The sequence below is a fragment of the Paraburkholderia sp. BR10872 genome, from assembly GCF_040965835.1.
In the GTDB taxonomy this organism is placed as follows: Bacteria; Pseudomonadota; Gammaproteobacteria; order Burkholderiales; family Burkholderiaceae; genus Paraburkholderia; species Paraburkholderia nodosa_A.
On the sequence record NZ_JBFRCN010000022.1, the window covers coordinates 80,405 to 96,054 of the forward strand.

A 15,650-nucleotide genomic window follows, 5' to 3' on the forward strand; every position below is an offset into this window, starting at 1 on the left:
GGCGTGTCTATACTCGAATCAGCTAGCGGGGAGCGATCTCCCGGGGGAGCCGACGATGAACCTGCATCTGAGCAACGCCGACATTGTCCTGATCATCGCCCTCGCCCTGGGCATCTCGCTCCTGCTGGCGTTTCGCCTGCGCACCGCGAGCTGGCGTGCGGTCCTGCTCGAAGCGCTGGCCGCGAACGCCGCGGCAATTGCCGCGGTTATCGCGATTGAAATGCTGCTTGCCTGAAGGCTGCTGTGCCGCTGGTACCGTTGGTGCGGCACCGTCCGGCGGCGATCAGCGATAGTAATAGCCGTGATGGTAGCCGCCGCCGTAGTAGCCGCCGGCCGGCACCACGACGCAGCCGCCCAGCGAAGCCGCGAGCAATGCGCCGGCGATGAGGGTAAGCGTCAATCGTTTCACAGTGGTCTCTCCCTTCAAGTCAGTGTCTGTGTCCGGCCATGCGATGTCGGGCTGGACGGTTACGATTGAACACGACGGCGAAGGCGTGAGGCGTTGCAATTTGTAAGCAGCGGTATGGCCCGTGTAACAGCATCGGAGCGCAAAGCCTTTTGCATGCGCTGTCAGGCGCGCCCCTGCAATACAGGCACGACACTTTTAACAAGCTCGTAATGGGAAACGGCGGGGGAATGCCCGCCGCAACGCGCGTGGCGACCCGCCAAAATCAAGCGGCGTGAACGCGCGATGACGGCACGGACACGCCGCCGTCGCGCACCGGGTAGATGCGATCGACGGCATCGATCGCCACCTGCACGGGCGGCACGTGACGGCCATCGCCGATCGAGATCGAGCGATTGGGCGCACGCACGCCGCTGTGTTCGGCGTCGGTCGAAACGAAGACCATCACCGTCGGCTTGATGAGCGCGTGCGAGAGATGCACGAACCCCGTGTCGGTGCCGACCACGAGCGCGCAATCCTCGATGCGCTGTGCGACCTGAGAAACCGTGAGGCGCGGCAGCACCCTCGCGCCCGGGATGAGCGCCGCGATCTCGCGCGCCGTGGCGTGCTCGTTATCGGATCCCCACGGCAACTCGATACGCAGGCCACGCGCGATCAACGCATTGCCCAGTTCCCCCCAATGCGCGACCGGCCACTTCTTCTCGTCTTTCGAAGTCGCGTGAAAGAGCAGCGCCGTGGGCGCGTCAGGCGCGGGCAGCGCGGTGCCGTCGCGCGGAACGCGCATCTGGAATTCGGGCGGCGTGTCGACCGTATAGCCGAGCGCCTCGCCGGCGCTGATGCGCATGCCGTGCCACGCATCGCACTTCGGACGCGGCCCGAAACGGCCGTTGTACGCGAAGGCTGCGCCACGCTCGCCGAGGTCCTGCGTGAGATAGCCAAAGCGGCGCCGCCCGCGCGCGAGAAACGCGATGATCGCGCTCTTGTACACGCCGTGAATGTCGACGATGGCGTCGTAGCGGTAGGCGCGCAACTCCGAAATCGACGCCCAGATCGACTTGAAGTCGCTCCAGCGGCGCGCCTTCTTGAAACGGCGCAGCGGCGCGCAGAGCACGCGGTCGATGCCGGCATTCCAGCGCACGATATCGGCAAAGGCCTCATCGGCGGCCCAATCGACCTTCACGCCGGGGAAGGCGCGCTGCACGTCGGCCACGACCGGAAGCGCCTCGACGATATCGCCGAGCGAAGTCACTTTGACAATCAAAACTCGTTTCATTGTGCTGCGGGCCTCAGGGCCCGATATTCCAGTCTTCAAGGGATTGGCGGAGATTTTAGCGGACGAACCTTGCGCCAACCTGCGAATGGGCGATTCGGCACGAGCGAAATCTGTCCCTTTCTTACAGGTTCCCTGTGCGGCGTCGACAAAGTACACCGCAAAACGCACCGGGCGCGACACGCCAATGCGTGTCGCGCCCGGTCGGGACGATCCGTCGAGGATCGATAGAAACGGTCGACGGCTAGTAGACGACGACCGGTGCGGGTCTCACGTACATGGGCCGCGCCGGCACGACGATGCAGCCCGCCAGCATAAGCGCGAGCACGGCCGCCGCGAGCAATTTTTTACTCATGATAGGGCTCCCCTCAGGCTTGAAGGATCAGGCGGCCCAGTGGCCTTCGACCCAGCGCCAGTTCGGGCCGTGCGCGATCCAGTGGCCCGGCACCCAGTGGTAGCCGACACGCTCGGCCTGCCAGTGGCCCCTCACCCACACGTACTGGCCGTGGTCCCAGCGCCAGTGGCCCTTGTCCCACACGTAGCCCACGCGCGGCGCCGGCGCGACTTCCACACGTTCGCCAGGCGGCGGCGCGCTCGGCTCGACCACGACGATTTCGGCAAGCGCCGGAGCCGCGACCGCGCAGGTGCCAGCGGCAACGATTGCGACCTTGGCGATGAAGAGGCGAATGGAGTTGTTCATGTTGGCCACCCTTGATTGTTTGACGCCTGGATTGGCGTTACCCGATCAATGCGCGAGCACGGCGTTGCGCTGACAGCGGCGGTGTTACGGCGCGGGGTGATGTGAAACGGAATATTTCGGCAAGGCAGGCGACCGGGCCAAAGCACGGCGCACGAGAAGGGAAGGCGCGAAGGAACAGCGGGGCGATACGACGAACGACGCGCGCAGCGCAGTGGCTGCGCGCGTTGAAACTCAAGCCTGCGGAATCTCGATCTTGACCTCGAGCACTTCGAGATCGTCCTGACGTTCGAGGCTCACGCGAATGTCTTCATCGGAGATCTTCACGTACTTCGAGATCACCGCGACCAGTTCGCGTTGCAGGGCCGGCAGATAGTCGGCGGGCGGATGGCCGCCTGCGCGCTCGTGAGCAATGATGAGCTGCAGGCGTTCCTTCGCTACCGAGGCGGACTTCTTCTTCTCGCCGAGAAAAAACGAAAGAAACGACATGACGTTCGCCTCCCTTACTTGCTACCGAAGAGGCGCTGCAAGAGGCCCGGCTTCTGGTAATCGGTGAAGCGAAGCGACTTGTCCTCGCCGAGAAAGCGCGACACGACGTCCTTGTACGACTCGGCGACGTCGGTGCCGTCCAGATGCACTGCCGGCAGACCCTGGTTCGATGCGTGCAGCACCGCTTCCGATTCGGGAATCACGCCGATCAGTTCAATGCGCAGGATTTCCTGAATGTCGTTCAGCGAGAGCATTTCGCCTTCGCTCACGCGCTTCGGGTTGTAGCGGGTGATGAGCAGGTGCTCCTTGATCGGGTCCTTGCCTTCGATCGCACGCTTCGTCTTCGACGACAGCATGCCGAGGATACGGTCCGAGTCGCGCACGGAAGACACTTCCGGGTTCGTCACGATGAGCGCTTCGTCGGCGAAGTGCATCGCGAGCAGCGCGCCCGACTCGATGCCCGCGGGCGAATCGCACACGATGTACTCGAAGTCCATCTTGCGCAGGTCCTCGATCACCTTCTCCACGCCTTCTTTCGTGAGCGCGTCTTTATCGCGCGTTTGCGAGGCCGGGAGAATGAAGAGGTTTTCGCACTTCTTGTCCTTGATGAGCGCCTGATTGAGGTTCGCCTCACCCTGGATCACGTTGATCAGGTCGTACACGACGCGGCGCTCGCAACCCATGATGAGGTCGAGATTGCGCAGGCCCACGTCGAAGTCGATGACCGCGGTCTTGTGGCCGCGCAACGCGAGGCCCGATGCGAAACTCGCGCTCGTGGTCGTCTTGCCGACACCACCTTTGCCCGAAGTCACCACAATGATTTTTGCCATTCCCTTACCTTGCGTTCGTCAGTTTCTCAGTTTGGTCTCATCGCGTGCCGCTCATGCCCCTGATCGCCTGCGCACGACGCTCGAGCTGCGACTCAGGTGAGCCTCAACGGTTCGATCAACAGCTTTTCTTCCTCGAGCCGGATTTGCGCCGGCTTGCCCCGCACGTCGTCGGCGAGTGGAACTTCAGTCGTACGGTAGATGCCCGCAATCGAAATCAGTTCCGCCTCGAGGCTCGTGCAGAAAATGCGTGCGTCGTGGTTGCCGTGCACACCCGCGAGCGCGCGGCCGCGCAGCGGCGCGTAAATGTGGATGTTGCCCTCGGCGATCACTTCCGCGCCGTTGGATACGAGGCCGAGCACGACCACGTCGCCCTTCGCGTAGATGCGCTGGCCCGAGCGCAGCGGCCGGTCGATCACGAGCGTGGGTTCCGCGCGCGTGCCCGACGCGCCGGCGTCGAGGGCCGCCGCGGCACTCACCGTTGCCGCTGCGCTCGCTTCGGCGGCGGCCGGGTCCGTTTCGGCCGTAAAGAGTTCGGGCTGCGCAGCGGTGGCGTGCGGCGCGGCCGAACCGGTGGCGGATGCGCTCGCCGAAGCATTCGCTGCCTCGCCTTCGCTTGCGCCTTCGTCGGCGGCCGGCGTCGCGCCCGCGCCGCGGCGGACGCGGGCCACGAGGAACGGCAGGCCTGCCGCAGCGGCCCAGCTGTGTTGTTCAGGTTGCGCAACCACGCCTACCGGACGCATGCGCACGCTTTCGAGCAGGCGCGCGATGTCGCCGAGCGCGACCTGCTCGCCGTCGGCGAGACGCCGCACGTCGATCGCGACAGTGTCGTTCGCGAAGAATTCGGGCGTCGCCTCGAAGCGCCGCGTGAGCTCGGCGCGCATGGCGTCGAGCTCGGTCGTCTTGACCACGAACAGAAGCGTATCGACTGAACCGCTCTTCAGTTCAAAATATGGCGATTTCTTGGGCGACATGGCGTTCGGCTAAAAATTTTGCGTATTTTACAGGCGCGGACGCACACGGCCATTATTTTTAATGGTGTTTCGGTGTGACGTGCGGAGGGCAGCGAAACGCGCGCGACGCCGCACGCAGCGGCGCGAACGCGGGGCGTTACGGCGAGGAAGCGGACTTCGTATGCTCGCCGAGCGTGCGCATGAGCAGCGTTTCCCACTGCTCGGGCTGCTGCTGGCTGCGCGCGTGGTCGCCGGTGGCGACAAAGCCGAGGCGCTCGTAGAAGCGCATGGCCGTGGCGTTCGTGTCGGTGATCCAGGCGTAGACCTGCGTGGCGCCTTCGCTCACGAGCCAGTCGATGGCGCTGTTCAGCAGCAGTTCGCCGCCGCTCAGATGACGCACCGCAGGCGCGACCCACAGCGCCGAGACGAACGCGCGGCGCGCCGGCGCGCTTTCGAAGCTCGCGCCGATCAGACCGGCCGGATGGCCCTCGGTATAGAGAATGAACGACGTGCCCGTGTGCGAGACCGCATGCCGGGCCGCCGCGGCGTCGAAAACGGCGACATCGGCGGATAGCGCGTCTTCGAGCGTGTCGCCGAATGCATAAGGCGCGTCGCGCAGCGAAGCTGTTCGAAGCTCGCGGAGCACGGCACCCTGATCGGCGGCGATACGGCGAACGGTCAGTGACGGACTCATGCAGTCGTAAACCCCAATAAAGCGCTAACGCGTAGCTTTAACCGAACTGGCTTGAGAGTCAAATCCTTATTTGACAATTGCCGGCACGCGACGCCCCGCGCGCGAGCCTTGACAGACGGCCCCAGAGGCCGCACAGCCACGCTCACGGGGCCTCGTAGGCGCCTGTGCCGTCCGGCCAGGGCGTGAGGAGTTCGTAGCCGTCGTCGGTAACCGCGACCATGTGTTCCCACTGCGCCGAAAGCGAGCGGTCCTTCGTGACGACCGTCCAGCCGTCGCGCTGCACCGATGTGCCGGCGCGGCCCGCGTTGACCATCGGCTCGATCGTGAAGACCATGCCCGGCTTCAGGCGCACGCCCTGCCCCGGCTGGCCGTAGTGCAGCACCTGCGGTTCCTCGTGGTAGACCTTGCCGATGCCGTGGCCGCAGTACTCGCGCACGATCGAGAAGCCGTCCGCCTGGGCGCGCTTCTGGATGGCGTTGCCGACGTCGCCGAGCGTCGCCCCCGGCTTCACCTGGCGGATGCCCGCGAGCATCGCCTCGTAGGTCGTGTCGATCAGCTGGCGACCCACCGAACTCGGCGTGCCGACGCAGTACATGCGGCTCGTGTCCCCGAAATAGCCGTCCTTGATCACGGCCACGTCGATGTTGATGATGTCGCCGTCCTTGAGCACCTCGCCGCGATTCGGAATGCCGTGGCAGACCACGGAATTGACGGACGTGCAGATCGTCTTCGGAAAGCCGAGGTAGCCGACATTGGCCGGCACGGCCTTGAGCGTGTTGACGATGTAGTCGTTGCAGATCGCGTCGAGGTCGTCGGTGGAGACGCCCGGCTTCACGTGCTCGCCGATCATCGCGAGCACGTCGGCGGCGAGCCGGCCCGAAATGCGCAGGCGGGCGAGATCATCGGCAGACTTGTAGGTGATAGGCATCGATGGACCGGAGTGGGCGCGGCGGTGACAGAGAAGCCTGCGCCGCAATTCAAAGGTGCGATTGTACCGGCGCTGCGGCGTCGCCAGCGCAGCAACCCGCAGCAATCTGTGTCATCCCGATGACGCCGGACGCCGAATTTTCAGAGATCTCCGATCGTTCGAGCAAAAGCCGCCGTCAAGAATGAGAAATATCTTACATCGCGCGCTGGCAGTCCGATCATGACCCCAAGCGCAAGTGAATGCGCGCGCCGGCCTGCATGCCGGAACTCGAGCAGAAAAGCAAAAACCCCTGCAGCGGGTAAGCATGCAGGGGTTTTCTGAATCTGGCGGAGAGGGTGGGATTCGAACCCACGGTACGGGGAAACCGTACGCCTGATTTCGAGTCAGGTACATTCGACCACTCTGCCACCTCTCCGGTGTACGGCTCTTTACTGCTTCCCCGGTGTTGGTCGGCAACCGGAGAAGCGAAGATTATAGAACATTTTTTGACTTCTGCAAGCCCTCATCGGAAAAAAGTTTCGAGGGCAAGGAATCACATGTCCTGCGCGCGAGACAGCGCCTCAGGCGCCGGCTTCGAGACGCGCCACGCCGCCCATATACGGCCGCAGCACCTCCGGCACGGCGACCGAGCCATCGGCTTCCTGATAGTTCTCCAGCACGGCAACCAGCGTGCGGCCGACGGCGAGGCCCGAGCCGTTGAGCGTGTGCACGAGTTCCGGCTTGCCCTGCGCGTTGCGATAGCGCGCCTGCATGCGGCGCGCCTGGAACGCTTCCGTGTTCGAGCAGCTCGAAATTTCGCGATACGTGTTCTGCGCAGGCAGCCACACTTCGAGGTCATACGTCTTGGTGGCCGAGAAACCCATGTCGCCCGTGCACAGCGTGATGACGCGATACGGCAGGCCAAGCTTCTGCAGAATGGTTTCCGCGTGGACGACCATCTGCTCGAGCGCGTCGTACGACGTTTCGGGCGCAACGATCTGCACCATCTCGACCTTGTCGAACTGGTGCTGACGGATCATGCCGCGCGTGTCGCGGCCATACGAACCGGCTTCCGAGCGGAAGCACGGCGAATGCGCCGTGAGCTTGATCGGCAGCGCGCTGCCTTCCACGATGCTCTCGCGCACGGTGTTCGTGAGCGAGATTTCCGAGGTCGAAATGAGGTACTGCGTGACCGTGTTTTCGCCGCCGCCCTTTTCCACGCGGAACATGTCGTCGGCGAACTTGGGCAGCTGGCCCGTGCCGTACAGAATTTCCGGGTTGACGATGTAGGGCGTGTACGTTTCCGTGTAGCCGTGGTGGAGCGTGTGGGTGTCGATCATGAACTGCGCGAGCGCGCGGTGCAGGCGCGCGATCTGGCCGCGCAGCATCGTGAAGCGGGCGCCCGAGAGCTTCGCGCCCGTTTCGAAGTCCAGACCCAGCGGCGTACCGACGTCCACGTGATCCTTCACCTCGAAGTCGAACGCGCGCGGCGTGCCCCAGCGGCGCACTTCCACGTTGTCGGCCTCGTCCTTGCCCGCGGGCACGCTTTCGTGCGGCAGGTTCGGCACGCCGAGCAGCAGGTCCGAGAGCTTCGACTGGATCTCGTCGAGCTTGGCCGCCGACGTCTTCATCTCGTCGCCGATGCCGCCCACTTCGGCCATGACCGCCGAGGTGTCCTCGCCACGGCCTTTCATCGCGCCGATCTGCTTCGACAGGCTGTTGCGGCGCGCCTGGAGCTCTTCGGTGCGGGTCTGGATGGCGCGGCGTTCCGCTTCGAGCGCGGAGAAGGCCGCGACGTCGAGGGTGTAGCCGCGGTCGGCGAGGCGCTTCGCGACGCCTTCGAGGTCTTTGCGCAGCAGCTGGATGTCGAGCATGGGATTGTGAGACGCAGTTTCGTTGTGTGAAGGGACGATTTTAGCGCACCGGCCGGGCAGCCCGGCGCGGCGGGCATCGCCGTTGTTTGGGGCGATTCAGCCCTTGCGCTTCCTCTCGCGGATGTCCGCGCGGTGCTCCTCGCGCCAGTGCGCGTCGAGATCGGCCAGGCGCGCGAGCTTTTCGCCGATCTTGCCCTCGAGCCCGCGCGGCGTGGGCTGATACCAGCGCGGCTCGCGCATGCCGTCGGGCAGATAGGTCTCGCCGGCTGCGTAGGCGTCGGGTTCGTCGTGCGCGTAGCGATATTCGTGACCGTAGCCCAGCTCCTTCATCAGCTTCGTCGGCGCATTGCGCAGATGGATGGGCACCGCGCGCGACTGGTCCTTGCTCACGAAGCGCCGCGCCTCGTTATAGGCGTTGTAGCCCGCGTTCGACTTCGGCGCGACGGCCAGATAGATCACGGCCTGCGCGAGCGCGAGTTCGCCTTCGGGCGAACCGAGGCGCTCGTAGGTTTCAGCGGCATCGAGCGTGATGCGCCCGGCGCGCGGGTCGGCCAGGCCGATGTCCTCCCACGCCATGCGCACGATGCGCCGCGCGAGATAGCGCGGGTCCGCGCCGCCGTCGAGCATGCGGCAGAACCAGTAGAGCGCGCCGTCCGGATTGCTGCCGCGCACCGACTTGTGCAGCGCGCTGATCTGGTCGTAGAAGGCGTCGCCGCCCTTGTCGAAGCGGCGCAGGTTCTCCGCCAGCGCGCTGCCGAGCAGTTCGCCGTCGATCTCGGTCTTCTTTTGCTGGGCGGCCGCGCGCGCGACGATTTCGAGGTTGTTCAGGAGCTTGCGCCCGTCGCCGTCGGCGGAACCGATCAACGCCTTCTTCGCTTCGTCCGTGAAAGTCAGGCCGCCCAGTTCCTCGCTCGCGCGCGCGAGCAGTTCGCCCTGCTCTTCCTCATCGAGGCTCTTGAGCACGTACACGGCGGCGCGGGACAGCAGTGCGCTGTTCACCTCGAACGACGGGTTTTCCGTCGTCGCGCCGACGAACACGAAGAGGCCCGACTCCACGTGCGGCAGGAAGGCGTCTTGCTGGCTCTTGTTGAAGCGATGGACCTCGTCGACGAACACGAGCGTCTGGTGGCCATGCGCACGATGCAGCTGCGCCTGCTCCACGGCCTCGCGGATGTCCTTCACGCCCGAAAGCACCGCCGAGAGCGCAATGAATTCGGCGTGGAAGGCATCGGCCATGAGGCGCGCGAGCGTGGTCTTGCCCACGCCCGGCGGCCCCCAGAGAATCATCGAATGCGCTTCGCCGGACTCGAACGCGACGCGCAGCGGCTTGTTGGGCCCGAGCAGATGCTTCTGGCCGATGACCTCGTCGATGGAGCGCGGGCGCAGCCGTTCGGCGAGCGGGACGTTGGCACGGGTTTCTTCAAACATGACGTTTTCGCGATAATGACGGCTTTCCGGCTGGCCGCACATGTGCGGCAAATTCGGTGGCAGATTCGGGGACACAGCGCCCCACTCCACAAAACGGCGCGCCGCACCGGATGCAGTCGTGCATTATGACAGCGTGCGCCGCGGCGCGAAGCGCGGGCCGAGCTGCTGAAGCCGACGCACCCGGACAAAACAGACAAAACAGACGATACAGAGGAAAGCGTTCCACATGACTCAAGATTCGCACGCCGGCGAGACCGGCTCCACCTACGCGCCGAATGTGCCCGTGCCCGACGCGCGCCGTCAGTTCCGCACCGGCGACGCCTTCGCGCTATGGTTTTCGCTCGGCATCGGCCTGCTCGTCGCGCAGGCAGGCGCGCTGCTCGTGCCGGGCCTCTCGCTGCCCCACGCGCTTATGGCCATCGTCATCGGCAGCGTGATCGGCGTCGTGCTGCTCGCGCTCGCGGGCGTGATCGGCACGGACACGGGCCTCGCCGCCATGTCGTCGCTGCGCCCGACGCTTGGCGTTCGTGGCGTGTCGGTGCCGGCCGTCATCAACATGGTGCAGCTCGTGGGCTGGGGCTCGTTCGAGATCATCGTGATGCGCGATTCCGCCGATGCGCTCGCCAGGCAAGCCTTCGGCCTGTCGATGCCGCTCGTCTGGACCGTGATCTTCGGCGTGCTCGCCACGCTGCTCGCCGTGAGCGGGCCGCTCTCCTTCGTGCGGCGCTTCCTGCGCACGTGGGGAATCTGGCTGCTGCTCGCGGGCGCCGCCTGGCTCACGTGGGGCCTGCTCGTGAAGCAGGACCTGGGCGCGCTGATGCGCCGCCCCGGCACGGGCGAAATGCCGTTTGGCAGCGCCATCGACCTCGTGGTGGCGATGCCGCTCTCGTGGCTGCCGCTCATCGCCGACTACACGCGGTTCGGCCGCAAGGCGGGCGAAACCTTCCGCGGCACGCTGTTCGGCTATGGCATCGCGAACCTGTGGTTCTATGCGCTCGGCGCGATCTACGGCCTCGCCGCGGGCGGCGGCGACGCCCTCCTCACCACGGCGCTCGCGCAGGCCGGCGGCGGCTTCGCGCTGCTGCTCGTGCTGATCGACGAAATCGACAATGCCTTCGCCGATATCCACTCGGCCGCGGTCTCGACCGGCACGTTCTGGACGCGCGCCAGTGTGCCCTGGCTCTCGGCGGCGTTCGGCGCGCTGTGCACGCTGATCGGCCTCGTCGTGCCGATGGCGAAGTACGAGAACTTCCTGCTCTTTATCGGCTCGGTGTTCGCGCCGCTCTTCGGGGTAGTGCTCGCCGATCACTTCGTCGTGCGCCGCCGCCGCATCGACACCCAGGCCCTCGCCGATCTGAACGGCGCCTATGGCTATTCGGGCGGCTGGCACGTGAGCGCGTTCGTCGCGTGGGTGGTCGGTTTCGGCGCGTATCAGGCGCTCAACCAGTGGCTGCCGAATCTCGGCGCGACGCTGCCTTCGCTCGTGATCGGCGCCCTGTGCTATCTCGCGCTCGCGGGGCGCCGGCGCGCGGCTTACGCGTAACGCGCCGTACTTTCGCTGGACAATAAAAAACGCCAGGCTACGCAGCCTGGCGTTTTTGCTTTTGGCGACATGCGCAGCGTCACTCGCAATGGCCGCAGCCGCCGTGCGCATGACCGTGATGGTCGTGATGAGCGTGGTCGTCGGCGGGCAGATGCTGCGCGGCCTGCGCCGTGATGCCCAGGCGCTGCAGCAGCTTGCGGTCGGCTTGCGCCTGCGGGTTGCTCGTGGTGAGCAGCTGGTCGCCGTAGAAAATCGAGTTCGCGCCCGCCATGAAGCACAGTGCCTGGAGCGCGTCGTCCATCTGCTCGCGGCCCGCCGAGAGGCGCACCATCGCCTTGGGCATCGTGATGCGCGCCACCGCGATCGTGCGCACGAATTCGAACGGGTCGATCGGTTCCGTGCCTTCGAGCGGCGTCCCCGCGACTTGCACGAGGTTGTTGATGGGCACCGACTCCGGATACGGCTCCATGTTCGCGAGCTGGGCGATCAGGCCCGCGCGTTCGCGGCGCGACTCGCCCATGCCGACGATGCCGCCGCAGCACACGTTGATGCCCGCGTCGCGTACGCGTTCGAGCGTCTCGAGGCGGTCCTCGTAGGTGCGCGTCGAAATGATCTTGCCGTAGAACTCCGGCGACGTATCGAGGTTATGGTTGTAGTAGTCGAGGCCCGCATCGGCCAACGCCTTCGCCTGGTGATCTTCGAGCATGCCGAGCGTCACGCAGGTTTCGAGACCCATCGCCTTCACGCCGCGGATCATGTCCTTGATCGGTTCGAGGTGGCGATCCTTCGGATTGCGCCACGCCGCGCCCATGCAAAAGCGCGTCGCGCCGTTTGCCTTGGCCGCGCGCGCCGCGTCCAGCACGGCGTCGACTTCCATCAGCTTGCCGGCTTCCAGTTCCGTGTCGTGATGCGCCGATTGCGGGCAGTACGCGCAGTCTTCCTCGCAGCCGCCGGTCTTGATCGAGAGAAGCGTGGAAAGCTGCACGGCGTTCGCATCGAAATGCTCGCGATGCACCTGCTGCGCGCGGAACATCAGGTCGTTGAACGGCAACTCGTAGAGTGCGGCGACGTCGGCGACTTTCCAGCGCGCGGCGGCTTCGGCTGCGGCCTGGGCGCTCGGCGCGGTGGCCTTGAGCGTTGTGATGTCGATGTGGGTTTGCGTCATGGTGTCGGGTCCTTCTTTACGTGACTGTGCTTGACTGTGCTTGAGTGCATTACGCGTTGGCGCGCAGGCGTGCGAGCAACGCATCGATGTTCAGATGTCCGGCTGCGTCGTCGGCGCTCGCACCGCGCATGTGCGGCACGACGCCGACGAGCGGCGCACCGTACTGAGCGGCGAGGCGCTCGCGCAGCGTGCCGATGTTTTCCTCGGGGAACGTCATGGCCGGGTCGATACGGTTCGCGACCCAGCCCGCGAGCGTCAATCCGCGCGCGGCAATCGCTTCGGCAGTGAGCAGCGCGTGGCTGATGCAGCCGAGGCGCATGCCCACCACGAGCACGACGGGCAGACCGAGCGCGACGGCGAGATCGGCGGTGTCTTCGGTCGGCGTAAGAGGCACGCGAAAACCGCCCACGCCTTCCACGACGACGGCATCCGCGCGCTCGCAGGCCGCCTCGTAGCAATCGACGATGCGCGCCATATCGAGCGTCACGCCTTCGAGCGCGGCGGCGATGTGCGGCGCGGCGGGCTCTTTGAGCAGGAACGGCGTGCGGATCTCGGGCGGCAGCAGCACGCTCGCGGCGGCGTCGAGCTGATCGGCGTCCTCGTTGTGCCACACGCCGTCGCGCTCGTAAGCGCCCGCGGCGATCGGCTTGAGCGCCGTGGCGCGCAGCCCCGCGCGAGCGAAGCCGCGCAGCAGCGCCGCGCTCACGAAGGTCTTGCCGATCTCGGTATCGGTGCCGGTGACGAAAAGCGAAACCGTCATTGCACAAGCTCCCGTGCTTCGAGGCTCGCGCGTTGCAGCGATGCGTTCAGCCGGTCGAGGTCGGCATCCGAATGCGCAGCGGAGAGCGAAATGCGCAGACGCGAGGTGCCCTCGGGCACGGTCGGTGGACGAATGGCGGGCACCCACAGGCCGTCGCGCTCGAGCGTGGCCTGCAGCGCGAGCGTCGCCTCGTTCGCGCCGATGACGAGCGGCTGCACGGCGGTATGCGAATCGACGGGTTGCCAGCAGGTATCGCTGAGCAGCGCGCGCGTGCGCGCGATCAGATGCTTGAGATGCGCGCGGCGCGCGTCGCCCTCCTCGCCTTCGATCAAACGCAGGCTCGCGGACACCGCATGCGCAACCGCCGGCGACGAAGCCGTGGTGAAGATGTACGGACGCGCACGCTGCACAAGCCACTCGATCACGGTGCCATGCGCGCAAATGAACGCGCCCGACACGCCCGCCGCCTTCCCGAGTGTGCCGACCATCACGAGATGCTCCGAGCGCAGCGCGGCTTGCGCGAGCGAGCCGCGGCCCTGCGGGCCCAGTACGCCGAAACCATGTGCGTCGTCGACCACGAGCCACGCGCCATGCTGTTGCGCGAGTTCGACGAGACGCGCGAGCGGCGCGACATCGCCGTCCATGCTGAACACCGTGTCGCTCACGATCAGCTTCGCGCTCGCGTCGGAGGCTTCGAGCATCGCGGCGAGCGCCGCCATGTCGGCATGCGGATAGATCTGGATGTCGGCGCGCGAGAGCCGCGCGCCGTCGATCAGCGAGGCGTGGTTGAGCGCATCGGAAAAGATCGTCGTGCCGCGCCCCGCGAGCGCCGTGAGCACGGCCAGGTTGGCCATGTAGCCGGTGCTGAAGTACAGCGCGCGCGGCGCAGCGACGAAGGTGCCCGCGAATGCCGCGAGATCGTCTTCGAGCTGGGCGTGAGCGCGCGAGTGGCCACCGAGCAGATGCGAGCCGCCGCTGCCCGCGCCGTAACGCTGCGCGCCTTCAGCGATGGCCGCGACCAGTTGCGGGTGCGCGGCGAGGCCGAGATAGTCGTTGCTGGCAAAACCGATAGTCGCGCGGCCGTCCACCTGCATATGGGCGCTGCAAGGCGAGTCGGCGGTGCGGCGGCGCCGGCGCAGGCCGTGCGCGTCGATATCGCGCAAGCCCTGTTCGAGGGTATCGAGCAATGCCATGTCAGAGGTCCTCCGCGACGGTGGCGTCGAAAGTCTCGCGCGTGCGTGCAGCGAGGAACGCCTGCATTTCGTTGTCCAGAATATACGGCGGCATGACGTAGACCGTCGTGCCGATCGGGCGCAGCAGCAGTTCGCGCTGCAGTGCGTTTTCGAAGAAGCGGCGCGAAAACGTCGCCGCGCGCTGCGCGTCTTCGAGCGCCACGTCGAACGCGAGAATCGTGCCGCACTGGCGCAGGTTGCGCACGAGCGGATGCGCGGCGAGAGGATCGAACAATTCGCGCAGATGCGCCGATTTGCGGGCGTTCGCAACCAGCACGTCATCGCGCTCGAACAAATCGAGCGTGGCGAGCGCGGCGCGGCACGCGAGCGGATTGCCCGTGTACGAATGCGAATGGAGGAAGCCGCGCGTCGTGTCGTCGTCGTAGAACGACTCGTAGATCGCGTCGCGCGACAGCACGATCGAAAGCGGCAGATAGCCGCCGCTGATGCCCTTCGAGAGCGTGAGCAGATCGGGCCAGATGTCGGCCTGCTCGCACGCGAAGAACGTGCCGGTGCGCCCGCAGCCGACGGCGATTTCATCGGCGATCAGGTGAACGCGATGGCGGTCGCACAGCGCGCGCAGGCCCTTGAGATACGCGGGATCGTGCATCGCCATGCCGGCGGCGCACTGCACGAGCGGCTCGACGATCAACGCAGCGATGCGCCCCTCGCGCTCGATGAAAAGACGCTCGACATCGGCCAGCGCGCGCGCGGCGACATCCGCCGCCGTTTGGCCGGGTTGCGCCGCGCGGGCGTCGGGCGAAGCGACCACATGCGCGTGATGCAGCAACGGATCGTACGCATCCCTGAAGAGCTTCACATCGGTCACGCCGAGCGCGCCGATGGTCTCGCCGTGATAGCTGTTGGCAAGGCAGACGAATTCACGCTTGCCGCTCTCGCCGCGGTTGCGCCACGAATGAAAGCTCATCTTGAGCGCGATTTCGACGGCCGACGCGCCGTCGGAAGCGAAGAACGCATGGCCGAGCACGCCGCCCGTGCGCGCCGACAGCCGCTCGGCGAGCTCCACGGCGGACTCGTGCGTGCAGCCCGCGAGCATGACGTGCTCGAGCGTGTCGAGTTGCGCCTTGAGCGCGGCATTGATCGAGGCGTTGGCGTGGCCGAAGAGGTTCACCCACCACGAACTGATCGCGTCCAGGTAACGGCGGCCCTCGCGGTCATGCAGCCACGGGCCTTCGCCCCGTGCGACGGCCACGAGCGGCAGGCGCTCGTGATGTTTCATCTGGGTGCAAGGGTGCCACACGGCGCGCAGGCTGCGAGCGACCCAATCGGTCGCGGCGCGATCTTCGCGGGCAAGGTGAGATTGCGAATTCAAATACGACTCCCGATACGACAGCGGGACCGAGATTAACGTGTTAGCTGCCGCAATGCACTACCCCGGAAATCG

16 protein-coding genes and 1 tRNA gene are annotated in these 15,650 nt (G+C 66.0%); 2 read left to right on the top strand and 15 right to left on the bottom strand.

All coding sequences use genetic code 11. From position 1 onward, the window contains the following. Nucleotides 1–55 precede the first annotated feature (55 nt). Nucleotides 56–235, top strand: coding sequence for a hypothetical protein (locus AB4Y43_RS18830; protein ID WP_069262693.1), 180 nt, complete (start codon nucleotides 56–58; stop codon nucleotides 233–235). 48 nt (nucleotides 236–283) lie between these two features. Here the strand turns inward: AB4Y43_RS18830 and AB4Y43_RS18835 are convergent, their stop codons facing one another. The 11 genes from AB4Y43_RS18835 to AB4Y43_RS18885 all read right to left on the bottom strand — a co-directional run bounded on the left by AB4Y43_RS18835 (nucleotide 284) and on the right by AB4Y43_RS18885 (nucleotide 9,545). Then, entirely contained in the window at nucleotides 284–409 is a 126-nt protein-coding gene (locus AB4Y43_RS18835; protein WP_256094537.1) for a hypothetical protein, read from the bottom strand. Between the two features lie 262 nt (nucleotides 410–671). Next, a complete protein-coding gene (gene waaC / locus AB4Y43_RS18840; protein ID WP_368728511.1) occupies nucleotides 672–1,679 on the bottom strand; it encodes a lipopolysaccharide heptosyltransferase I in 1,008 nt (335 codons plus the stop codon). A gap of 379 nt (nucleotides 1,680–2,058) precedes the next feature. Next, nucleotides 2,059–2,376, bottom strand: coding sequence for a YXWGXW repeat-containing protein (locus AB4Y43_RS18845; RefSeq protein ID WP_342948544.1), 318 nt, complete (start codon nucleotides 2,374–2,376; stop codon nucleotides 2,059–2,061). Nucleotides 2,377–2,607: 231 nt separating this feature from the next. Then, nucleotides 2,608–2,862: a cell division topological specificity factor MinE gene (gene minE, locus AB4Y43_RS18850; protein ID WP_027795398.1), complete on the bottom strand. Its 255-nt coding sequence runs from the start codon at nucleotides 2,860–2,862 to the stop codon at nucleotides 2,608–2,610. Between the two features lie 14 nt (nucleotides 2,863–2,876). Further along, nucleotides 2,877–3,692, bottom strand: coding sequence for a septum site-determining protein MinD (minD, locus tag AB4Y43_RS18855; protein ID WP_042260914.1), 816 nt, complete (start codon nucleotides 3,690–3,692; stop codon nucleotides 2,877–2,879). A gap of 92 nt (nucleotides 3,693–3,784) precedes the next feature. Then, nucleotides 3,785–4,663 carry a septum site-determining protein MinC gene (gene minC, locus AB4Y43_RS18860; protein WP_368728512.1) on the bottom strand — a complete coding sequence of 293 codons (879 nt, stop codon included), beginning with the start codon at nucleotides 4,661–4,663 and terminating at the stop codon, nucleotides 3,785–3,787. A 136-nt stretch (nucleotides 4,664–4,799) separates the two neighbouring features. Beyond that, nucleotides 4,800–5,336, bottom strand: a complete 537-nt coding sequence (locus tag AB4Y43_RS18865; protein ID WP_069262697.1) for a GNAT family N-acetyltransferase — start codon at nucleotides 5,334–5,336, stop codon at nucleotides 4,800–4,802. Nucleotides 5,337–5,478: 142 nt separating this feature from the next. After that, the gene (gene map, locus AB4Y43_RS18870) at nucleotides 5,479–6,264 is read right to left on the bottom strand and encodes a type I methionyl aminopeptidase (RefSeq protein ID WP_069262698.1); all 786 of its coding nucleotides are present in this window, start codon (nucleotides 6,262–6,264) and stop codon (nucleotides 5,479–5,481) included. 324 nt (nucleotides 6,265–6,588) lie between these two features. Next, nucleotides 6,589–6,679: transfer RNA gene (locus AB4Y43_RS18875), tRNA-Ser, on the bottom strand. A gap of 145 nt (nucleotides 6,680–6,824) precedes the next feature. Continuing rightward, a complete protein-coding gene (serS, locus tag AB4Y43_RS18880; RefSeq protein ID WP_368615981.1) occupies nucleotides 6,825–8,117 on the bottom strand; it encodes a serine--tRNA ligase in 1,293 nt (430 codons plus the stop codon). 96 nt (nucleotides 8,118–8,213) lie between these two features. Then, nucleotides 8,214–9,545 carry a replication-associated recombination protein A gene (locus AB4Y43_RS18885; RefSeq protein ID WP_342948541.1) on the bottom strand — a complete coding sequence of 444 codons (1,332 nt, stop codon included), beginning with the start codon at nucleotides 9,543–9,545 and terminating at the stop codon, nucleotides 8,214–8,216. A gap of 226 nt (nucleotides 9,546–9,771) precedes the next feature. Between AB4Y43_RS18885 and cytX the strand changes: the two genes are divergently transcribed. Then, a complete protein-coding gene (cytX, locus tag AB4Y43_RS18890; protein WP_368728513.1) occupies nucleotides 9,772–11,088 on the top strand; it encodes a putative hydroxymethylpyrimidine transporter CytX in 1,317 nt (438 codons plus the stop codon). 79 nt (nucleotides 11,089–11,167) lie between these two features. Here cytX and bioB read toward each other — a convergent pair whose 3' ends face one another. The 4 genes from bioB to bioA are packed head-to-tail and all read right to left on the bottom strand — an operon-like array spanning nucleotide 11,168 to nucleotide 15,578. Then, entirely contained in the window at nucleotides 11,168–12,253 is a 1,086-nt protein-coding gene (gene bioB, locus AB4Y43_RS18895) for a biotin synthase BioB (protein WP_368682171.1), read from the bottom strand. A gap of 49 nt (nucleotides 12,254–12,302) precedes the next feature. Then, nucleotides 12,303–13,013 carry a dethiobiotin synthase gene (gene bioD, locus AB4Y43_RS18900; protein WP_368603996.1) on the bottom strand — a complete coding sequence of 237 codons (711 nt, stop codon included), beginning with the start codon at nucleotides 13,011–13,013 and terminating at the stop codon, nucleotides 12,303–12,305. Next, nucleotides 13,010–14,206: an 8-amino-7-oxononanoate synthase gene (gene bioF, locus AB4Y43_RS18905; RefSeq protein ID WP_368728514.1), complete on the bottom strand. Its 1,197-nt coding sequence runs from the start codon at nucleotides 14,204–14,206 to the stop codon at nucleotides 13,010–13,012. The genes bioD and bioF overlap by 4 nt, the downstream gene beginning before the upstream one ends. A gap of 1 nt (nucleotide 14,207) precedes the next feature. Continuing rightward, nucleotides 14,208–15,578 (bottom strand): adenosylmethionine--8-amino-7-oxononanoate transaminase, encoded by a 1,371-nt coding sequence (bioA, locus tag AB4Y43_RS18910; protein ID WP_368728515.1) that lies wholly within the window; start codon nucleotides 15,576–15,578, stop codon nucleotides 14,208–14,210. Between the last annotated feature and the right edge of the window lie 72 nt (nucleotides 15,579–15,650).